At 63.5% G+C, this 20,525-nt stretch carries 23 protein-coding genes; 7 read left to right on the top strand and 16 right to left on the bottom strand.

Annotated elements, in window-relative coordinates; all coding sequences use genetic code 11:
* Nucleotide 1: 1 nt before the first annotated feature.
* The 7 genes from BFE01S_RS04220 to BFE01S_RS04190 form a co-directional block, all read right to left on the bottom strand.
* Complete coding sequence (locus BFE01S_RS04220) at nt 2-334, bottom strand: type IV secretion system protein VirB3 (RefSeq protein WP_028200431.1); 333 nt, start codon at nt 332-334, stop codon at nt 2-4.
* 13 nt (nt 335-347) lie between these two features.
* A complete protein-coding gene (locus BFE01S_RS04215) occupies nt 348-689 on the bottom strand; it encodes a TrbC/VirB2 family protein (RefSeq protein ID WP_028224515.1) in 342 nt (113 codons plus the stop codon).
* Nucleotides 690-724: 35 nt separating this feature from the next.
* On the bottom strand, nt 725-1,396 hold the full coding sequence (locus BFE01S_RS04210) for a lytic transglycosylase domain-containing protein (protein WP_025496127.1): 672 nt from the start codon (nt 1,394-1,396) through the stop codon (nt 725-727).
* On the bottom strand, nt 1,393-1,971 hold the full coding sequence (locus BFE01S_RS04205; RefSeq protein WP_028200432.1) for a hypothetical protein: 579 nt from the start codon (nt 1,969-1,971) through the stop codon (nt 1,393-1,395). Before BFE01S_RS04205 ends, BFE01S_RS04210 begins: the two co-directional genes overlap by 4 nt.
* Nucleotides 1,964-2,812 (bottom strand): ParA family protein, encoded by an 849-nt coding sequence (locus BFE01S_RS04200; protein WP_028200433.1) that lies wholly within the window; start codon nt 2,810-2,812, stop codon nt 1,964-1,966. Before BFE01S_RS04200 ends, BFE01S_RS04205 begins: the two co-directional genes overlap by 8 nt.
* A gap of 457 nt (nt 2,813-3,269) precedes the next feature.
* Complete coding sequence (locus BFE01S_RS42525) at nt 3,270-3,581, bottom strand: hypothetical protein (RefSeq protein ID WP_025496123.1); 312 nt, start codon at nt 3,579-3,581, stop codon at nt 3,270-3,272.
* Nucleotides 3,578-3,820: a helix-turn-helix transcriptional regulator gene (locus BFE01S_RS04190; RefSeq protein ID WP_028200434.1), complete on the bottom strand. Its 243-nt coding sequence runs from the start codon at nt 3,818-3,820 to the stop codon at nt 3,578-3,580. Before BFE01S_RS04190 ends, BFE01S_RS42525 begins: the two co-directional genes overlap by 4 nt.
* 470 nt (nt 3,821-4,290) lie before the next feature.
* On the opposite strand from BFE01S_RS04190, the gene BFE01S_RS04185 reads away from it, so the two are divergent.
* Nucleotides 4,291-5,382, top strand: coding sequence for an IS630 family transposase (locus BFE01S_RS04185; protein WP_028224514.1), 1,092 nt, complete (start codon nt 4,291-4,293; stop codon nt 5,380-5,382).
* Between the two features lie 488 nt (nt 5,383-5,870).
* Here BFE01S_RS04185 and BFE01S_RS04175 read toward each other — a convergent pair whose 3' ends face one another.
* The 8 genes from BFE01S_RS04175 to BFE01S_RS04140 all read right to left on the bottom strand — a co-directional run bounded on the left by BFE01S_RS04175 (nt 5,871) and on the right by BFE01S_RS04140 (nt 13,624).
* Nucleotides 5,871-6,905 carry a porin gene (locus BFE01S_RS04175; RefSeq protein WP_028200436.1) on the bottom strand — a complete coding sequence of 345 codons (1,035 nt, stop codon included), beginning with the start codon at nt 6,903-6,905 and terminating at the stop codon, nt 5,871-5,873.
* 81 nt (nt 6,906-6,986) lie between these two features.
* A complete protein-coding gene (locus BFE01S_RS04170) occupies nt 6,987-7,532 on the bottom strand; it encodes an amino acid synthesis family protein (protein WP_028200437.1) in 546 nt (181 codons plus the stop codon).
* Entirely contained in the window at nt 7,529-8,944 is a 1,416-nt protein-coding gene (locus BFE01S_RS04165; protein ID WP_028200438.1) for an amidase family protein, read from the bottom strand. The genes BFE01S_RS04170 and BFE01S_RS04165 overlap by 4 nt, the downstream gene beginning before the upstream one ends.
* Before the next feature lie 54 nt (nt 8,945-8,998).
* On the bottom strand, nt 8,999-10,177 hold the full coding sequence (locus BFE01S_RS04160) for an ABC transporter substrate-binding protein (RefSeq protein WP_028200439.1): 1,179 nt from the start codon (nt 10,175-10,177) through the stop codon (nt 8,999-9,001).
* A 28-nt stretch (nt 10,178-10,205) separates the two neighbouring features.
* The gene (locus tag BFE01S_RS04155) at nt 10,206-10,949 is read right to left on the bottom strand and encodes an ABC transporter ATP-binding protein (RefSeq protein ID WP_028200440.1); all 744 of its coding nucleotides are present in this window, start codon (nt 10,947-10,949) and stop codon (nt 10,206-10,208) included.
* Complete coding sequence (locus BFE01S_RS04150) at nt 10,936-11,670, bottom strand: ABC transporter ATP-binding protein (protein ID WP_028224513.1); 735 nt, start codon at nt 11,668-11,670, stop codon at nt 10,936-10,938. The genes BFE01S_RS04155 and BFE01S_RS04150 overlap by 14 nt, the downstream gene beginning before the upstream one ends.
* A complete protein-coding gene (locus BFE01S_RS04145; RefSeq protein ID WP_028224512.1) occupies nt 11,670-12,743 on the bottom strand; it encodes a branched-chain amino acid ABC transporter permease in 1,074 nt (357 codons plus the stop codon). The genes BFE01S_RS04150 and BFE01S_RS04145 overlap by 1 nt, the downstream gene beginning before the upstream one ends.
* A gap of 5 nt (nt 12,744-12,748) precedes the next feature.
* Complete coding sequence (locus BFE01S_RS04140; RefSeq protein ID WP_028200443.1) at nt 12,749-13,624, bottom strand: branched-chain amino acid ABC transporter permease; 876 nt, start codon at nt 13,622-13,624, stop codon at nt 12,749-12,751.
* Between the two features lie 226 nt (nt 13,625-13,850).
* Here BFE01S_RS04140 and BFE01S_RS04135 point away from each other — a divergent pair, with 226 nt between their 5' ends.
* Together BFE01S_RS04135 and BFE01S_RS04130 are read left to right on the top strand one after the other, a co-directional pair.
* A complete protein-coding gene (locus BFE01S_RS04135; RefSeq protein WP_028224511.1) occupies nt 13,851-14,090 on the top strand; it encodes a helix-turn-helix domain-containing protein in 240 nt (79 codons plus the stop codon).
* A 316-nt stretch (nt 14,091-14,406) separates the two neighbouring features.
* The gene (locus BFE01S_RS04130; RefSeq protein WP_028224510.1) at nt 14,407-15,831 is read left to right on the top strand and encodes an amidase family protein; all 1,425 of its coding nucleotides are present in this window, start codon (nt 14,407-14,409) and stop codon (nt 15,829-15,831) included.
* A 51-nt stretch (nt 15,832-15,882) separates the two neighbouring features.
* Here the strand turns inward: BFE01S_RS04130 and BFE01S_RS04125 are convergent, their stop codons facing one another.
* Nucleotides 15,883-16,719 carry a FadR/GntR family transcriptional regulator gene (locus BFE01S_RS04125; RefSeq protein ID WP_028200446.1) on the bottom strand — a complete coding sequence of 279 codons (837 nt, stop codon included), beginning with the start codon at nt 16,717-16,719 and terminating at the stop codon, nt 15,883-15,885.
* Nucleotides 16,720-16,960: 241 nt separating this feature from the next.
* Here BFE01S_RS04125 and BFE01S_RS04120 point away from each other — a divergent pair, with 241 nt between their 5' ends.
* From BFE01S_RS04120 to BFE01S_RS04105, 4 genes are read left to right on the top strand one after another with little or no spacing between them, the layout of a single operon-like run.
* Entirely contained in the window at nt 16,961-18,271 is a 1,311-nt protein-coding gene (locus BFE01S_RS04120; protein ID WP_028224509.1) for an acyl-CoA dehydrogenase family protein, read from the top strand.
* Nucleotides 18,261-18,539, top strand: a complete 279-nt coding sequence (locus tag BFE01S_RS04115; RefSeq protein WP_025496106.1) for an acyl carrier protein — start codon at nt 18,261-18,263, stop codon at nt 18,537-18,539. The genes BFE01S_RS04120 and BFE01S_RS04115 overlap by 11 nt, the downstream gene beginning before the upstream one ends.
* Nucleotides 18,523-19,557, top strand: a complete 1,035-nt coding sequence (locus tag BFE01S_RS04110) for a beta-ketoacyl-[acyl-carrier-protein] synthase family protein (RefSeq protein ID WP_028200449.1) — start codon at nt 18,523-18,525, stop codon at nt 19,555-19,557. The genes BFE01S_RS04115 and BFE01S_RS04110 overlap by 17 nt, the downstream gene beginning before the upstream one ends.
* Nucleotides 19,558-19,559: 2 nt before the next feature.
* The gene (locus BFE01S_RS04105) at nt 19,560-20,513 is read left to right on the top strand and encodes a ketoacyl-ACP synthase III family protein (protein WP_028224508.1); all 954 of its coding nucleotides are present in this window, start codon (nt 19,560-19,562) and stop codon (nt 20,511-20,513) included.
* Nucleotides 20,514-20,525 lie beyond the last annotated feature (12 nt).

The following is a 20,525-nucleotide window of genomic DNA, read 5'->3' as shown; positions in this document are numbered from 1 at the left end:
GTCAGCCCCTCCTCTTGACGCGAACCGGCACGTAGGCGTGCGCGCCCCAGAAACGACGGTTGCGCTGGCGGATTGCCATGCGAGCGCACAGGGCACACTGCGCCAGACGCTGGTCGTCATGGCGCGTGATCGAGCGCATCGTCACGAAGACGGGGATGAGGAGCAGCACGATGCCGACACCCACCGGCGGACTCGCAAGCAGCGCCCAGATCGCGGGGATCAGGATGCCGCCGCCGACCATGAGGAACGGCACGAGCGGCACACCCCAGAGCATCGCGGGTCGCGTGCAGCCCTTGAAAACTGGATCCCTGAGTGGATTCACGCGCGGATTCATGTGCGCCTCCGCATCAGCTCGTCGGAATCAGCATCGCCGCGATCACCGTGGCGCAGCCCACGAACAGGCCGCCGATGAACACGTTGGCAATGTCGCCAAAGCGCGCGTGCTGGAACATCATCTTGAAGCCCGCCCAGATGATCGAGATCGAGCACACCACCGCGCCCACGCTAAGGAGCGTGGTCTGGATCGTCGTGAGCAACGTGTTGACCTGCGAGAGCTGCGCGTAGGCCGGTGTCACCGTCAGCATCACCATGGGCACAATCGCGAGGCTGTGCCAGGCATGTCGCGCCGATCCACGTGTCCGAAACTGCGGTGAAATCCGTCTGTATTTGATATGTAGTCCTGATTTCATGGATTGCTCCTGTCACACACGTTGTCCCTGCTTTCTCAGAACACCACAGCGCTTTCCTGTGTCATGTCGTCTGCCTGTCCGGCCTTCTGGTCCGTCCTACCGCCCGTGGGGGACCCGAGGCCAGCGCGACCACGGGACGGGTCAGATCGCGCCGCCTCCGGTCGGGAGGGAATGACGGGAATGGGCGAAACATCGGTGGCAATCGCCGGAACCACCGGATCGGGCCGTGCAGCCTGAGCGACGACCCGCTGCACATAGCCCGTACGGAACCCGCTGGAAAAGTCGCCGCTCGCGTAGCACGAGAGCCCCGCGCGCAACGCGTCTTGCGCCTGGGCGTGGGTCCGTGCATTTGCCCGCGTTTGTGCCTGTTTCGCGCGCTCGAAGCACTCCAGGAGGATCGCTGCGCCGGCGGCGAGATTCCGGCATGGATCGAAGACCGTCTCCGGGGTCAGGCCGAAACGGATCCAGTTCGACCGGTTCACCTGTGCGAGACCCGCGCTGTAATTCCACCCGGCGGCATCCAGCGCGCGTGCTGTCGCTACGGCTTCACCAAGGTTCACTGGTTGCCGCTCGAGACGGCCATGCACCACCCCGATCGCGTACGGGTTGAAGCCTGACTCGACCGGCACGACTGCGGCCATCGTGGCGGGCGCCACGGCAGGCGCGCACTGCTGAGCCAGGACTAGGAATGCGGCGAGCGGAATCATTCGCCACCACCCTGACCGCCCGAGCTTTCGTACTCGCGCTCCAGAAAGAGGCGGGCCGACTGTGTCGGGTCGTACGGGATCGCCGTACCACCAGCCCCGTAGAACTCCGTGATCGTACGGTCTGCACCTCTCGCGTCCCACCACACACGTGTGTACAGCGAGCCGTCGATCTCGACGCTGATTGCACCGCGCGCATTGCACAACAGCTCACTCTGCTCGGAGCCGCCCCGGTACAGCAGGTCCTCGCGGCAGTACCCCGCACTGGCAAACATGTTCACGGCCGAAGTCCCCTGCGAGCCACCCGCTCCGAAATCGCACGTCGGAAAAGGATCACCGTGCCGCAAAGCGGCCCACAGCTTCTCGATCGGCGGGACACACTCGCCGTACTGTTCAGGGCCGCCGGGACTGGAAAGGCACAGGATCACCTGGCAGCCCCAGTCGTCGGCATGGGCTGTGCCGGGCACCAGGATCGATGTGCCGAGGAATGCGGCAAAGACGACCGACCAGCGGCGCAGCGCCCGCAGCAGCCCTCGACCGGCGACGGCAATGTCCGTTGCGACGGCAGCGTTATGCATCGCACACCTCAGCGTGGTGGGCGGCAGGCGTGGCGACGTCCCGGATCGCATCGAGCCGGTGCGTGAGCGCATCGAGACACGCGGCCAGCGCCCGGCTGTTTTCAGGCACATCTCCATCCTGTGCTGGAGACTGGCCACGCGCCAGGGCGGGATGCTCGACACGCCAGACGGACGTCAGGTGCGGCAGATACACGTATCCGTGAGGAGATGCCGGGTCCGCGATCAACCACTCACGCAGCGTCGTCTCCATCACCCTCGCCCACGCCTCGTCCAGTGACGCAGGAGCGGCCACGACTGGCATAAGCCCGACAAAGTGCAGCGCCGGATTCAGTCGCGCCCGGACGTTCCGAACCCCGTACTTGCCGTTGATGACCTCCGAGGCGCAGCCGATGCATCCGGGCGACACGGCTACGGGGCTCACCACTGCGTCCACGAGAGCCTCGGCACAGACGGCACGCAGGTCAGGCAAGACGGGAGCGTCGATCAGACAGACATCGAACCACGGTGTCACCACGGACAGCAGCTGACGCAGGTTGGCGTAATAGCGCGTACGGGCGGGATCGTCGGGCGACTGCAGACCGTCGATGGCGTCGGCGTTGAGCACGTGTATGCGGCCACCCGATGAGGATCGGGGGCCCTCCTGCGGCGCGGGCGCCCGGTTGCCGGACACGATCGCGTCGGAGCGGCAGCGCGCGAGCAGGTGCGCGCAGCGCGGCGGCTCGGCCAGGTCCAGTACCAGCACCCGCCAGTGACAGGTGCACTGCAGGTGGCGGGCGAGCAGACAGGTGAGGGTCGTCCTGCCCGAACTGCCCTTCGCCGAAATGATCAGAAGCGATTTCATGGTTCATCGTCCTCAGCCGCACCCGCTGTCGATGAACCTGCGAAGAAAAAAGGAACCCGCGGCGCCGAAGAGGCTGACCGCGGGCTTAACGGGGGATCATTGCATCAGCACCAGAAAACGGAAAAGCCTGCAGATGCAGGCTTTTTGCGAATGCGTCACGGCACACCACGTCGTCGCACAGACATCGAAACTGCGGGGCCGCTAACGCGTACTCGGTCGTGCGTGGCACGTTGACCGGATCAGATTGTTGGCTTCAATCTAGGCGAGTACGCGGCACAATGCAAGAGCCCTCGGGCGCTCCGCTACCGCTCCATTTACTCACGTGTTCCCAGGTGTTCCCACGTGTTCCCAAAAAAATTCAGATAGCGATGTTCAACTGCAAGCTGTCTGTAGCGGCCGCACTGCTCACGCACTGCGGAACAGCACCACATGAACTACAGCCGAACGAAGGCGCGAACTATTGTTCGTCCTCCCGGAGGGGATGGCCACAATCCCCGGCGAGGGCACGTGCCAGCGCTGCGCGTGCGGCCGCAAGTTCCAGGTCAAAGCATTGCGCCGGGCGCCGCGGAATACACAGCCGCCGGCAGACCACTTCCCGACGCGCATGCCAAAGATAGACCATGCGCAGCATGTCGCGATGTCGGAGATGGAGCGTGCGCCAGGCCTTCGTAATCCGCGCCGCATCGACCGGATCGAAGGCACCGCGCGATGCGTTACCCCAGTTCTCCAGCCGCCGGGCAAGTGGTGCCGAAGCGAGATCGCGACTCATGGCGCGCCCCCCACGTCGTCGTCGCGCTCTCGTGCAGGCGCCCGGTAACGCGCCGGACTCTCCAGAAACTGTTCAATGTCCCCCGCACGCCACCCCACCAAGCGGCCGCCCAGCGGTATGGCCGGGGGAAATGTTCCCGCCTGCATGCGGCGGTAAATCGTTGAGCGCGACAGCCCAGTTCTCTCTTCGACCTGCCGGCGGCGCAGGATCCTGTGCGCATCACTGTTCGCAATTGACATGGCCTTCCCCCAAGAAAAGATGCCGGCCTGGCGTTGCCGGTACATGGGGGCATTCAAGCAGCGGTCGAGTCCGACTTCCAAACCCGTCTTATCGACGGGAAGCTCCCGTCGGAGCAGGCCGAACGACATACGGGCGAGGCGAAACACATCAGCTATTGACGACGGTGATCATCGCAATCAATCACACGAATGTGGAGCATAGAATGGTCAACACCAGACGTACGGTGGTAATCTCGGCAAGCGTAGTACCAGTCGCGTCAACCAGGAGAGACGGTCATGCGGTCTTCCGATGAATGGCGAAGGCATACCGTTGAAGATGGCGTCGTGCTCTGTCCGGGCTGCGACTCGTTGCACGTAACGATGGGGGCTTGTGCTGTCGGCGCGTACACCGTCTACTAGTGTTCCGTTCTGTTGTTAACTAATCTATGTTCACGTAGCATGCTGGTATCAACGGAACGGGAGATACCGGCATGCCCATGGGACGACCGAAGGCCGAACTGGTGTTGAGTGAAGATGAGCGTTCCCAACTGACTTCGATAGCGCGTTCGCGCTCGATTTCGGCGGCGCTGGTCACGCGTGCGCGCATCGTGCTGGCTGCCGCTGCCGGGGAGCCCAACAGCGCAATTGCCCAGCGTCTTCAGCTCACGCGTGCCACGGTGGGCAAGTGGCGTATCCGGTTCCTGGAGCATCGCATCAACGGGCTGTATGACGAAGTACGTCCCGGCAAGCCGCGCACGATTGACGATGAGCGGCTGGCTCAACTGATTCACAAGACCCTGCACACAAAGCCAGCGGATGGCTCCACGCACTGGAGCGTGCGCACGATCGCCGCCGAAACGGCTATCTCGCCGACGAGTGTGCACCGTTACTTCAAGCTGCTGGGTCTGCAACCGCATCGCAGCGAAAGCTTCAAGCTTTCGACCGATCAATTCTTCAGCGAGAAACTGCGCGACGTGGTCGGCCTGTACCTGAGCCCGCCCGAGAACGCATTGGTACTGTGCGTGGACGAGAAGAGCCAGTGTCAGGCGCTCGAACGCACGCAACCCATGCTGCCGATGGGCTTCGGCTACGTCGAAGGCGTCACGCACGACTACGTTCGCCACGGCACCACGACACTGTTCGCCGCCCTGAACGTACTCAATGGCGCAGTGCTCGCCACCTGCAAGCCGCGTCATCGGCATCAGGAATTCCTGTCGTTTCTGCGCGAAATCGACAAGGCCGTACCGGCTGAGCTCGACGTGCACTGCATCGTGGACAACTATGGCAGTCACAAGCATCCCAAGGTCAAGGCGTGGCTGGCAGCAAAGCCCCGCTGGCACATGCATTTCATTCCTACCTACAGTTCGTGGCTCAACCAGGTCGAACGCTTCTTTGCGCTGATCACCGACAAGGCCATCCGCAGGGGCTCGTTTGGCTCAGTCAAACAACTGATCACACGTATCGATCAGTTCGTTTCCCACTACAACGAAAACTGCAAACCATTCATGTGGACCGCTTCCGCTGACTCCATCCTCGCAAAGCTACAAAGACTTGGTACGCGGATCAGCGGAACGGAACACTAGGAATACGTGTGCGAAGACTACGGGCACGAATTTCAGGCAATGTTTAGCCTGATAGGGTACATGCCCGGAAGCCACATCGAGGACGACGACATCTGATGCATTGTTCCGCCAGCAGGCGAGTGAGCACACCGGCATGGAATCCGTCACACGGCTATATGAGGCCCTGCGTCGCAGACCCGCGGAGCCGTTGAAGCGAGTTCGTCCGAGGTAATTCAGGGGCGCCACGGAGGAAAATGCCAGCGACACACTTCACGCCCTGGTTTCGACGTGTTCGCTGCGCGGCATGCGCGCCAGAGATTTTTTGTCATGCTCCGACTGCTGTCACGGCACGAGGGCGAGGCGGTACGGCGCGCGCTACTGGAAACCGCGGCGTCATCTGCCCCGTTCTCGAGGACCACGATGTATCAACCCGCCGAATGTCGTCGCGGGCATACGATCTTGCGGCAATCCGACTCCTCCGACCATGCAAACCTGATGGACCGGCCCAGCTAGAACTTCATCCTGATGCCCGCACCCAGGCTGTTGCCTGACGACACACGGGTCATGGTGTCGTACCGACACGCGGCGTAAACGTCTGTGCGTTTCGAGAGCGGATAGTCATATCCGAGCACCACAGTCGACCAACGGATATCCGTGCCCTGGGCAGGCCGCCGGAGCGTTCCCGCCCAGGACACCAGTATGCTCCCCGTGCCAACCTGGGCGCTCGCCCCCACCTGAACGGTATCGTCGGTGAGGTCATCGTTGTTGGTCACCCTTTCGTACTGGAGATAGAGCTTCACTGCCTGCAGGCGATACGCCGCTCCGGCCAGCCACGCCGTCTGCTCCGTAGCGCCGTTCAGGAAAAGCGACCCAGTGTGAAGGCTCTGGACTGCGGCGGTCGCAGAGAACGGCCCCGCGAAGTAGAGCACGTTCGCACTGTAGTTCGCCTGCCCGGCGTGGCCCGCGATGCCCGCATTGCTGTACAGGACACTTCCTGTCAGACCGCCAACCTCGGGCGTCTGGTAGACAATCGAGTCGTCAATTGCCGTATCGCTTTGCACCGACGCAGCGCCCATCGCGGAACCCAGAAATGTGTGGACCACCATGGGGGAGAAGACGAACGAGTTGCCGAACGGGTTGAACAGCAGCGTGGAGACGAACAGCAGTGAATCATTACGCCCCAGCGTCAGTTGACCAAATTGCCCGCTCAAGCCAACAAACGCCCTGCGCCCAAAGAATGACTGCCCGTCGTACGCTCCTGACTGCCCACCGCTGATCCGGTAAAAGCTCTCAAGGGTAAAGATTGCCTTCAGGCCACCACCCAGATCCTCAGCGCCCGACATGCCCCAATACGATGTCGAGAGCCCTCCCGAGCCAACTTCCCACGCGTTGCCCGCCGCACCGGGCATCCGCACCACCCCGGCAAATGCATCGGCCAGCCCGTAGAGGGACACCGACGACTGGGCGTGTGCTGCCCCGACTGTGACCCATAACGACAGCGCTGCCAGCCCCTTACTCCATCTTCCCCGCACATCCCTGCCCATGTTTTTCTCCTTCATCGCTTGTGAGTGTTCGCTTGTTCGCCTGACGCGCGCCTGCCTGACGGCACGGTTTGCCGCCATGCGTCACCCCGGCCTGACGCGTGCGAGCGGCCTGCCCCGCTCGGCCAGCGCAATGGCAACCAGCAGTTCATCCGGTTCCGGCGAGTCGGGTATGCACAGCGACACCGTGTCGAAGTGGTCGAAGCTCCACATGTCTGTGACGCTGTGCAGGGGGATGTCGACGCAGGCTCCCGCAGGCCCGCGCTTCGTAACGGACGGCATGATCGAAGACGCGCCAGGCAGGCAGTCGCGCACCGCCTTGCCGAGTCGCGGATGGAGCAGCGCCGCTCCCCATTCGAGCGGCACGCCTGTGCCTGCGAGTGCCGCCTTCCCGTAACCCTGGATGTCTGTCCCCGCACAACCGAGCGCAAGTAACGCCCGTCCGGTGAGCATCCGGCCGAGATTAGCGCCCGTCGCATAGAGCGACTCAAGCTCGCAGGCAACATCCTGGTCGGTCGGCTTCAGCACCGCCGCGGCCACTACCTGACGGTGCGGTGGGGTCACCGGTGTGCCGAGTTCAGCGCGCCGCTCAACGAGATGAACCACGATCCGCGCGATCTGGATCGTCATGGCGCGATCTCCGTGTCGCCCGGAAGCTGCAATTCCGGTCCCGGTGCCGGGAAATCCCCTCTCGCCAGTTCGTACGCACGCGCTGCCCGCAGCACCAAGGCATCGCTGCCCCGACGCCCGATAATCTGCAGGCCCGTCGGCATGTCCCCTGCGAATCCGCACGGCACGGATATGGCAGGCACGCCAGCCTGGTTGCACCATGCCGTCAGAAGCGGTGCATTACGCAGATGGCCGGGCAAGCCGGGAACCGGAGGTGGTCCGCAATGAAACGTTGGCGTGAGCAGCAGGTCGTAACGCTCGAAGAACGTTTCCATCGATGCGCCGAGCGCGTGACGGGCAAGCAGTGCATCGACGAATGTCGCGGTGTCTATCCGTGCCCCTGCATCCGAAAGTGCCGTCAGGTCCGGATCAAGCAGCGTCCTGTCGGCTGCCTCCATATGCCGCACGCGCTGAGCGAAGAACACGGACCACTGGACCGAATGCATGCGGCCATTGCCGTAGTAGTCCGCGATCGGCGCAACGTGGGTCTGGATGACCGTCGCGCCGAGCGCCCCGAATGTGTCCACCGCCCTCTCGATACACTCCGCGATGTCCGGCGCCACCGATACACTGTCCGGGGCAGGACACCAGGCGATCCGCAGACCCGCGACGCCGTCGTCCAGTCCGGAGGAATAGCCGGACGAACTCCCCGCCCCCGGAGGCACGTCGTTGTTCGCGCAGGTCATCGCATCAAGCATCAACGCTGCGTCGCGCACGGTTCGCGCGATCGGGCCGAGGGTGGACAGTGCAGTCCACGACGCCGCACTGCCCGCCGGCACCAGCGCGAACGTAGGCTTGAACCCGACCACACCGCTCCAGCAGGCCGGAATCCGGATGGACCCGCCCCCATCGGTGGCAAGCGACAGCGGACCCATGCCCAGCGCAACCGCGACCGCCGATCCGCCGCTGCTACCTCCCGGCGAGAGCCGCGTATCCCACGGGTTGCGCGTCGCGCCCGTCAACGGACAGTCGGTGACGATCTTGTTGCCGAACTCGGAAGTCGTTGTCTTGCCAAACGGTATGGCGCCCGAGCGCCGCAGGCGCGCCACGGCCGGCGCATCGACGCTTTCGCGGTCCGGCGGCGCAGTCCATGACCCATGCCGTGTCGGAAGACCGGCTACGGCGACGAGATCCTTGACCGATACCGGCACGCCATCAAGCGGACCGCACGGCTCGCCGCGTATCCACCGGCGCTCGGCCTCGCCGGCGGCCGACATCGCCCCTTCCTCGTCGAGAGCGCAGAAGGCGTTGACCACCGGATCGAGCTTCGTGACCCGGTCCAGTACCGCGCACATGACCTCCACAGGCGAGAGGCTGCGCTGCCGGAAGCCGGCAACCAGCTGAGCCGCATTCAGCATGACAATTTCGCTCATTTTGTAGTCCTTATCTCTTGGTGCAAACGATTCCAAAGCGTGGCGAGGACACGTCTATCCTTCACAGACCGGCGTCACCGGGCCCGTGGATTCCAGGATCGAAAAGCTGTTATCGGCGAGCGCCTGGCCGATCCGTGTCTGGCAAAGCACGTGGCCCCCGTCATGGCTCACACCGGTTTTGCCACGCGGCAGCGCAATGGAGACGGCGGGCAGCGCAGCCCTCACGCGCGCGGCGTCGACACTTCCCGCCGACCGGACGGCCTCGGCGAAGAGACGAATGCCTGCATATGTGTTCTCGCCGTGCGGCAGTACAACGGCAAAGCCGCCGAGACGGGGATCGCGTGCACCGGCGTAACGGACCGCATAACGCGTGAGGAACGCCTGGTTTTCCGGGTTGTCGATGCTCATGAAGTACGACGACACGCCGATCGTTCCGGTCGATGCTCCTGTGGTTGCAATCGAGAGGGATTCGTGTGCGATGTCCGTCACCAGTTGCGGTTTCATCGCGAACGACCGGTACTGCTTCACGAACGTCACCGGGTCGTCTCCGATGCTGTGCCATACGATCTGCGGCCTGGCGCTCGCGACCTGTTGCAGTACGGCCCCGTAGTCGCGCGTGCCGAAGGGTAACCAGTAGACGTCGAGGAACTTGCCGCCGTGGCGCGCCACCGCCGCCTGCAACTGCGGGATCAGCACCTTCCGGTTGCTGCCGATGTCCGAGACGACTGCGCAGACGGACTGTCCACCACCGCGCATGAGCCACGCAATGAGTGGCTCGATCCGCTGGCTCGTGGCGAGGCCTGTCGTGAACAGTTGCGGGTCGCACCGCCCCTCGTCGAAGTTCGGATAGACGATGAGCTTTCTCGCTGCCCTTGCGGCCTGAAGGGCCGCCTCGCGCTCAGACGGCAGCACCATGCCCGTGATCATTGCCACGTCATCACGCATGAAAAGCTGCCGCGCCTTCTCCAGCGTAACGGCCGTCGACATCTGCGTGTCCTCGACGCTCAGTTGCAGAGGGCGGCCAAGCAGCCCACCCACCGCGTTGATCTCATCCACCGCCAGCGCGGCACAGTTACGGTTGGTCTGCCCCACGCGCGTCAGGGGACCGCTGAGTGGCGCGAGCAGGCCGATCTTCAACGGCTCGGCGCCACGCGCGAACGGAGAGACCGCCGATGTGGCGAGGGAAGCAGTTGCGCCAAGCACTACGGCTCGGGAAAATTCACGTCGGTTCATGCGTTTTCTCACTAGGCATCACTGGATTTCACTGGATGTTTTCAGGGCGGAAGTCCGGCGCGCCGTCAGTGGCCGGAGAGAGGTAGCGCGCGAGCGGGTGTTCTCCCGTTCCACTACGTCGCGGCTCAACGGCGCCGGCATGCACGAGGCGTCCGTTGCTGAGCACAATGCACCGGCGCGCGCTCTGGAGGACGAGGTCGAGGTTCTGTTCGACCAGGAGCACGGCCAGCTTCGAGCGGCGGCAGAGCTCGGGAATCACCTCGCCGATCCGCTCGACCAGGTTGGGCTGCACACCGTCGGAGGGCTCGTCCAGCAGGAGCAGCTTCGGACGGCCGCACAGCGCGCGCGAAATGGCGAGGACCTGCTGCTCGCCACCCGAGAGCGTGCCGCCCTGCTGCGAAAGGCGCGACTTCAGCACCGGAAAGTAATCAAATACCTCGTCGAGGATGTCGGCTCCGCCGGCGGCCTGCGTGCCCATCAGCAGGTTCTCCCGCACGGTCAGTATCGGGAAGATCCACCGCCCTTGCGGCACCAGACCGATCCCGCGCCGCGCGATCTCGTGCGTGCGCAGGCCCGTCACCGGCTGCCCGAGGAAAGCGACCTGCCCGCTCACGCGAGGCAGCAGCCCCATGACCGCCTTCACCAGCGTGGACTTGCCGGCGCCGTTGCAGCCGAGGACACCGACCACCTCGTTCGGCAGCACGTCCAGCGTGAGGTCGTGAACCACATCCACGTCGCCGTATCCGGCGCACAGGTTTTCAATGTGCAGCATGTGTCGCCCCCCGCCCCAGATAGATGCGGCGGATCTCCTCGTCGTCCGCGATCTCCGCATACGATCCCCGTCGAACCACCTCTCCCCGGTGCATCACCCACGTCTCACACTCAAGGGACTGCACGAAGCCCAGGTCGTGTTCGATGGCGAGTACCGCGCACCGCTCCCGTAGCCGGTGGATGAGGCGTACCAGCCGCTGCGCGTCCTTCGTGGACAGACCGGCTGCAGGTTCGTCGAGCAGCAGCAATGCGGGCTGGCACATGATGGCCATGCCGATCTCGAGCCACTGCCGCTCACCGTGCGGCAAATGCGAGGCGGTTTCGCCCGCCTGCCCGGCCAGACCCACCTCCTCCAGTACCGCGTCGGGATCCGGCATTGGCGTCGACCGGTAAGCCGCGACGCCAAGGCCCGCTACCACCAGGTTGTCGCGCACCGTCATCGTGAGGAAGGTGTTGGTCCCCTGAAACTTGCGCACCACACCGCGTCGGCAGAACGCGTGCATCGGGCGGCCGGTCATCCGCTCGCCGTCGAGATACAGTTCGCCGGAACCGGGGGCAATTGCGCCTGAGAGCAGCCCGACAAGCGTGCTCTTGCCCGCGCCGTTCGGGCCAATCACGCACAGCAGATCGCGTGGCGCGATGTTGATGTCGACGCCCGCCACGGCGTTGATTCCCCCGAACGCGCGCGACAGGTTGGTGCCCTGCAGAAACTGGCCGTCCATTACCGTTCCTCCCGGGCGTGTCCCGCGCGGTGAACCGGCGGCCTGCTCCATACCGCTCGAGCAGTCCGACGCGCAGCCTCCACCAATTCATGAAGTCGCAGTCCGTTGGGCATGAACAGCACGCAGGCGAGAAACAGACCGCCGAGGATCAGGGGCCAGCCGTCCGTGCTGTAGCTGGAGACGGTCTGCCTGAGCAGTGTCAGAACGACCGCGGCGACGACAGGTCCACCAATTCTTCCCCTGCCGCCGATAGCCACCCAGAGGATCACTTCGGTCGCAAGGAGCGGCGAGAACACGTCCGGTGCCACCACCCCCGAGCAGGCCGCCATCAGCGCGCCGGCGATTGCGGCAAGCGCCGCCGAGGCGACGAAGACGAGCAGCAGGTGAAACGACGTGTGATAGCCGCACGCCTTTGCGCGCCACTCGTTGGTCGCGATCGCATCGAGCACCTTGCCGTAGCGACTGCGGCAGGCGAGCCATATCAGGCCAGTCGCGGCAAGCAGTACAGCGACGACCGTGTACCAGGAAGCGCGAGGACTGCTCATGTCGAACGTGTGGCTGCCCACGCCAAATGACAGTCCCGGGATGCCAAGGATGCCCGTGTCGCCCCCGGTAATCGACTGCCAACTGACGGCGAGCTGCTGGGCGACGATCAGCACGGCCAGGCTGATGATGGCGAAGAAGTGGAGCCTTACCCCCGCAAAGAGCAGAAAATAGCCAATCACGGCGGCGACAGCCACAGCGCAGAAAACACCCGCCGCCAACCCGGTCACGGATGCCTGTCCGAACTGCACGGTCGTGATGGCAAATCCGTAAGCGCCGAGACCCAGGAACGTGGTGTGCCCGAGAGTGAGCACCCCGGCCCGTCCCCAGAGCAGGTCATAGCTCAATGCGAGGATCCCCATGACCAATGCATCGCGTACCGTCGACAGCAGCCAGGGACCGGCAAAAAAAGGCACGAGCGCCGCGGCGGCAACTGCCACGCTCCACATCAACAGCGGCGAGCCATCCCTGGGGGCCAGGACGGGCTGTGAGAACCAGAGCCGCAGACAGCCTGCATGTTTTCCAGACATACGCTTTATCCTTTTCCGAGAAGCTGATGGGCCGCGCTGAATCCTGGGATCAGCCCTTGCGGTCTGAACCGGATCACCACGATGGAGAGGACCAGCACCACCGCCGATGCGAGGGAGGGATCGACGCGATAGCTCAGTAACGTCTCGGCGGTACCGATGACTGCGCTGCCCAGGATGCTGCCCGCGATCGATCCGATACCGCCCAGCACGATCACGAAGAACGCCTTGGCGAGATAGGAGACGCCCAGATGCGACTCCACCGAAACCATGGGGGCGACGAGCACGCCAGCAAGCGAGGCGAGCGCCGCACCACCGCAGAAGGCAATGCGATTCAGGCGCCGGGTGTCGATGCCAGTAGCCTCGGCCATCGCCGGGTGCTGGATCACGGCCCGCAGCCGGGTACCAAAACGCGTACGGGCAAAAAGCAACCAGCACCCTGCCGTCACCATCAGCGCGACGCCGATCACGAAGATCCGGTAGGCCGGATAGCTTCCGCCCGGGACGGGGATGGCCCCGCTGAACGGGGCGTACACGAGCATCGGCTGGGTGCCGAAGACGAGTTCCAGTGCCTTCTGCAGGATCAGGCTGACCGCATAGGTTGCGAGGAGCGTGTCCAGTGGCCGGTCATAGAGCAGCCGGATGATGAAACGCTCGAGGCACCACCCGAGGGCGGCCCCGACAGCGGGCGCCACAAGCAAGGCAAGCCAGAAAGCCTCCTTCCCGCCAACCGCCTGGGCAACGGCTAACGCGTATGCGCCGATCGTGACCCACTCGGCATGTGCAAGGTTCACGATGTCCATCATGCCGAACACCACGGCCAGACCGAGCGCAATCATCGCGAGAACGCATGCGTAGCTCGCAACATTAAGTATTCCTATCATCATCTCCTCGCATACCAGGTGGAACCCGCCAGCAGCCATCTGCCGGTAGCCCGCCGAGGGAGAGAACACGAGCCAGTTGCCACCAACGCCGTCCCCGGCTCGCACTCTCACGTTTACACAAAATATTGTGAATTTTAGATCAACAAAACTCCGTTTACACAATTTATTGTGAATTTCTGGTCGTTCGCTCCCCGATACTCGATTCGCCCAGTTCAATCGAGTACGCATGACCAAGGAAACACTGATCAAGGCTGTTGGGAAGGAGATCCGCGCACGCCGCAAGCTGAAGAAGTGGACGCAGGCCGGTCTGGCATTACGCGCGGAAGTTCACCCAAACACAATCTCACTCATCGAGCGCGCAAAAACGATCGCGGGAATCGACGCATTGATCGACATTGCTGACGCGCTCGGTGTGTCGCTGTCGCAGTTGATCAAGGCAGCCGAAGACCGCGGCGGTATCCGCTGACTATCTGCGGCAACCCGCACTCTTTTCCCATACCAGCCGCGGTAGCCTCTCCCTGATGATCGCTCATCGCAGGCGATCCGCGCTGCGCCAACGCTCACGACAAATTGCCGTCACGGCACACGGACACACTGTGACTGTCCAGCCGCATCCGGCCGGTCGCGCCCCTGATTTATTGCTATTAAATTAGCCCCGCAAAATGCGGGTGTCAACTCATGTTTTCAGCGTGTTTACCCCGAAACCAATAACTTGAACGGGACCTTGACATCGACCACAATCGGCAATATGGTGTATTTGTTATAATTAATAAGGAGAGGACATGCAGGGCGATCTCTGTGAACTCACTGCACAGGAACTGCAGGAGGTTTATCGCAACGGTAGCGTCTCGCCAGTCGACGTCATGTCCGCCGTGCTTCAACGGATCGAGAGGTTCGACCCCGCCGTGAATGCTTTCTGCCAGATGGCTCCAGACGCGCTCGACATGGCCCGCGCATCGGAAACACGATGGCAACGCAAACGCCCGCTTGGCCCTCTCGACGGAGTGCCAATCAGCGTCAAGGACAACGTCGCTGTCGCCGGACTTGCTACACGATATGGCTCGCGCGTCACGGACGAAACGCCATCACCCCACGACAGCCCGTGCGTCGCGAGGCTTCGCGAGTCTGGCGCCATCTGCTTTGCCAAGACCACCCTGCCTGATTTCGCCCACAAGATCGTCACCGATAGTCCGCTTACGGGAGTCACGCGCAATCCCTGGGATACGGACCGTACCCCAGGCGGCAGCAGCGGCGGAGCCGCCGCGGCGGTCGCGCTTGGCATGGCGCCCGTGGCGATCGGCACCGACGGCGGTGGATCGATCCGGATTCCAGCCGCGTTCACTGGTACGTTTGGTTTCAAGCCGAGCTTCGGACGCGTTCCGCATGCGCCACGCGGTCCGTTCGGGCTGTTGAGCCACGTTGGCCCCATGACACGCTGCGTGGGGGATGCCGCGCGCGTCCTGACCGTCATCAGCCGCCCTGATAGCCGCGACTGGTACGCCTTGCCGTTCGACGCCAGCGACTATGAACTTGGTCTTAAGTGCAAGCCAACACCAGGCGGTGTCCGCATAGCGTACAGTCCGTCCCTGGGCCTCGCTGTCACGCCCGAAACCGCCGTCCACGACGCGCTCATGCGTACAGTCGACACCTTCCGTGACCTTGGCGCCAGGGTTCAGCCGGAAGATCCGCCGGGTATCGCTCGCTGTAACGCGATCCACGCCACCATCTGGCCTGCCTGCTGTCGCCAGCTCACCGAAAGCATGGCTGACGGCGGTGCGGCGCTTGATCCGTCATTGCAGGCCTACTCTGAAGCAGGCGCGACAATATCGCGCCAGGCGTTGCTTGGCGCACTCATCGAGAGAGGGGAGCTCGGAGCCGCGGTCAACGTGTTCTTCGAGCGGTACGATCTTGTCATCTGCCCGGTGTATCCCCGAGTGGCCATGCCGCTTGCGGAACTCCCGGCCAGCGAGGAGCTGTTTCCCCACTTCACCGCGTGGTGCAACCAGCTCGGTCTTCCTGCGGCGAGCGTCTACACGGGCACCACTTCAGAAGGTCTACCGGTCGGGATACAGATTGTTGGCGGCCGTCACGCCGATGCACTTGTGCTCTGGGCAAGCCACATCCTGGAACTCGCGTTCGGACGGGCACCACTCGCGGACGTGGCACGCTCGCTTTCCGCTTCTATACCTAACCGCACAACACACTAAGGTTGGTCAACCAGCGGACACCGAGCGCAGTGTCAACGGTTCGGGCATCCGTCAGTTACCGCCCTTTCTGCCGACGTGCAGACCAAGGTCCGAATCCAGTACCAGCTTCTGGCGCAAGGCTGCGTGCACCTTGCGCAGTTGGGCCTCGGCTTCATCCATGTGCGCCGCCATAAGCTGCTCCACCGCACCGGCGTCGCGCTTCTTCGCGGCATCCAGAATCGCGCGGTGAGCAGCGACAGTCTGCCGCCCGAACGCCTGGTAATCCCGCTGGGTCACGTTGCCGGCCACGATCACGAGGCTGTGCAGCATCTGGTTGATGATCTGGCATACGCAGCGAAGAAAGGCGTTCGGATTTGCCGCAGCCAGCACGTCATGGAAGTGGATGTCCTCGTGGCGCTGGTCGAGCGCACGTTCATGACTCGGGGCAAATGGCTCGCACACATCCACACTGCGCTCGAGCGCCTCCAGATCTGTGTCCGTCAGATGCTCCACCGCTCCCGCCGCAAGCAGCGGCTCCAGCACGCGCCGCACCGCATAAATATCCTCGAGGCTGATGCTCTCGAAAAACAGGTAGTTCTGCAACGCCTGAAATGCCCGGGCGAGTGGCACTCGCGTAATCGTTGCACCACCCTCCGGTCCCGTACTCAGACGCACGAGTCCCTGCACCTCCAGTGCCTTGAGGGCATCGCGCATCGAACCGCGGCTGACGTTGAATATTTCCTGGAGGTCGGCCTCCTTGTTCAGCCGCACGCCCGGCCGCACCTTGCCATCGGTAATCCACGTCTTGATAAGTTCGGCAACCTGGTCCCCTCGCTTGGTCGTGCGGGGCCCTCGCTTGTCTCGCTTCAGCAACGGTTTTTTCTCTGTCGTCTGTTTTCGCGCTGCCATACGTCACACCTGTAGTTAGCCATCATCGTTTGGTCTGAATGTCATTATCGGTCATCCACTGCCGCGTGACCGCCACAACGTCCCCACGAACGCCCCCGATACAACAGCCTCCCAATGTTCGGAGGTGACGACTCCCCGCCCTGATGCCTACGCTCATTGCCAGACGACACGCAAACCTCATCCGTGGGTTCGCGTGAATATCGGTCCTGGGCGCAGATGCGCCCACCTGGGAGAAGGCGTCATGACGCGACACGAACCAACGTCGCAGCAGGCTCACACGATCGACGACATCGGCGCAGCGCTCGCCGATCGCGGGCTCGATCTCGACCTGCTTGCCAGGCGTATGCGCGCTGTCAGTCCCGAATCGGACGCAACCGGCGAGATCGTCGGTCCTCCCTGGCGTGCAGCTGACCTAAGCGCTCTGAACATGAACCTCGTGCCCACCCGGTACGGCGGCTGTCCGACACTGCAGTCCCTCGTCGCGCAGACAACTCTGATGGCCTACCTCGGGGAGGCCGACGCAAGCATCGCGCTGGCGCTGCCGGGCCCCGGGCTGGCCATGCCGCCTGTCGTTGCGCTCGCCTCGACGCAACAGCAGGCCGGGTTCTTCGAGCGGTTCCAGGCGGGCTCGCCGCGCTGGGGCGCTTTCGCCATCACCGAGCCGGACTGCGGTTCCGACGCGACTGCCATGCGCACGAGTGCACGAAAGACCGGCCGCGGCTGGGTCCTGAACGGCACAAAGTGCTTTATCACGAACGGCGCACGCGCAGACTGCGTGATCACGTTTGCAACGATCAACCGAGACATGGGTCGCTACGGGATCCGCGCATTCCTTGTGGATTGCAATACGCCAGGATTCACGGTGTCGCGCATCGAACGGATGGCAGGTCTGCGCGCGACCCAGCTCGCCGTGCTCTCCTACGCAGACTGCGAGCTCACCGATGATGCGCTGCTTGCCCGCGGCGACGAAAAGCCCCTCGATGACGCTTTCTCGGGTGCGCAGCGGTCCTGGGACTATTTCAGGCCACTGCTCTCCGCCGTCATGGTCGGTACCTGCCGGCGGGTGCGCGCGGACCTTGCGGCCTGGCTCGGTGCGGGCGGCACACCCGCAGACAGGCATCGCAGCGTGGCGAGCGTGGAAGCGTCCCTGCTCGACATCGACCGCCAGATTGCGGCCGCGTGGCTGCTCTGCCACTGCACGGCCTGGAAAGCAGATCGCGGCGTTGCAACGTCAATGGATTCATCCATGACCAAGGCGTTTGCCTCGCGCGTAGCCGCACGGGTGACGCGTGCTGCCATCGACCTCGCCGGTATCGACGGCATCGCCGCCTGTCCGTCACTTGAGCAGGCTTACCGGGACGCCAAGGCTTTCGACATCATGGAAGGTACCGGCGACCTGCAGCGACTCATGATTGCACGGGCAGCGCAGCGATCAGCGTCACGTCCGTGGGACATCACGGCACCGCCCTCCGGCTGCCCCACTCAGCCTGACCCATCACCCGACATCGCCAATGCCCACCGATCCGGGCAGGAGACATCTCATGACGCATAACATGCACGACCCGGGCCGCGAGGAAATCGCCACCGCCGTCAGGTCATGCCTGCTGTCGGCTATCGGCAGCACCGCGGCAGCGGACCTCATTGCGGACGACACGAACCTGTTCGACGTCGGCATCGACTCAATGAACATGACAGACCTGCTTCTTCAGCTCGAGCAGCGCTTCGGCTTCACACTCGCGCCGGAAGATCTCTCGTCCGACCTCTTTCTACGTTTCGACAATCTGGTCTCCTTCGTGGAATCCCATGTACGTCGCAACTGACCACGGCCACGGGCAAGTCTGCATCGCAGCGACAGCGCGCTATGTACCGAAGGCACATGTGCGCCCCGAAGCGCTGGCACAGGAGCCAGCGGCCACACCCAACTCCATGCGCGAAGCCGTCATGCGATCAGTCTATGCCGATACGCTGCGCTGGCGCCAACTGGAGACACCGCCCGTCGCCGCAAATCATCCGTCCCGGCCCGTCCACCCTGCGATGCCGACGCATGTCGCCAGCGAGCTACGCCTCAGCCTCTCGGAAATGACATCCGCCGTAGCCAGCGAAGCTATCCGACGGTATCCCTCGAAAGACAACCATGTGCCAGACCAGATCATCGTATGTGGAACCAGTCTTGAACACGATCTCGCGCTATCGTGCGCGGGTCGCCTGCACAGCGAACTGGGATCGACGGGTGCCCCGTTCGCAATCGGACAGATCCAGGGCGTGTCCTTCTTTCTTGCGCTGCAGGTGGCGGCCGACATGATGGCCAGTGACGACCGCATGCACACGACACTGATCGTCGCGGCTGAACGCTGGCTCCCGCCATTTTCACGTCAGACCGGTTCGCTGACCGTATTGGCTGATGGCGCAGCCGCGATACTGGTCAGGCGTGAGGCGTGTCCCGGATGGCACGTACGCAGTCTCACGGTACGGACGCCCTCCACCTCCGTGTCCGTCCCGCCGCAGGATATCTGTATCGACGAAGAGGTCGTAGTCGAAGTCATTGAGGAGACGTGCGCGCAGACTGGCCTGAAACCCACTGCATTTGACTGGATCGTGCCTCCGCGCATCAACACCACCCTGGCATGCAACGTCAGTGCAGAGGCCCGACTGCCAGTCGGGCGAATGTGGTACCCGGAGTCAGGCGATATCGGGTATCTGTGCGCCGCAGACGCGCCGGCGCAGCTCCACGTGTTGCTGCAAACGATTGTTCCGGCGGACGGACAACGCATCCTGCTGTGGTCAGCAGGCTTCCAGGGGCAGGCGGCATGCGCCGTTCTCGAATACCGCGGGAGCTAGCGATGTCTGCGTCTCCAACCCCTCCTGTACTGTCGCTGTCCGGCATCGCATCCAGCCTGCCGGTACGAACGGTCGATGCTGACACCTGGGCCCGTCGCTGCGGATTTCCCGAGGCACGCGCAAATGCACTGCTGCGCAACGGTGTGCAGCAGTTCCACGACGCTGCAGCGACATCACCCGTCGCATTCGCGTGCGAAGCGGTTTCCGCCCTGCTCGAGGACACTGGCACGTCACCGGCAAGCATCGATGCCCTCATCTACACCCACACAATCCAGAGCAGCGTGCTGGCGCCGCCTGCCGGTACTGCGGCGCTCATCCAGTCCCGCATGGGCCTTGAGCGCGCACTCGCGTTCTCGGTGATGCAGCAGAACTGCGTGTCGCCGATGGCCGCCATCCGGTTGCTGCGCGTGCTCACCGTCGCAGGTCGCACCATCCAGCGGGCAATCGTTGTCTGCGCAGATGTGATGGGATCGGGCTGCGATCATCTGCGCGCCATCCAGGATCTCGCGCTACATAGCGACGGCGCATGCGCGCTCCTGCTGGAGCGCCGCGCCGACCGTAACAGCATCGTGGGGCTGCACCTTTATACAGACGCTCGCTACTTCCGCGGGACCGACGATGATCTTCAGCCCGTCCCAGATGACCGTTACTACTGGTCGGCATTCACGACGATGCGCGCGGCGCTTCGACAGGCAGGCATCACGGGCAATGAACTCGTTCATGTCCTGCCTCACCACGTCAACCTGCCTGGCTGGTCGCGTCTCATGACCATGCTGTCCGTACCACAGGAACGTCTTTTCACCACGAATTTCGGACGCCTCGGGCACGTGTTCGGCGCCGACCCGTTCATCAACTTCCACTCGGCGCCTCGCGGGAAACCGGACTCCTGTTCCCTGCTGTTCTCCAGCGGACTTGCCGGTTGCTTTGGCGCCATGGTGATCCGCCACTGCCCCTGAACCTGATCGCTA

Source organism: Paraburkholderia ferrariae NBRC 106233 (assembly GCF_000685035.1).
In the GTDB taxonomy this organism is placed as follows: domain Bacteria; phylum Pseudomonadota; class Gammaproteobacteria; order Burkholderiales; family Burkholderiaceae; genus Paraburkholderia; species Paraburkholderia ferrariae.
This window is presented reverse-complemented; position numbering and strand designations above follow the sequence as displayed.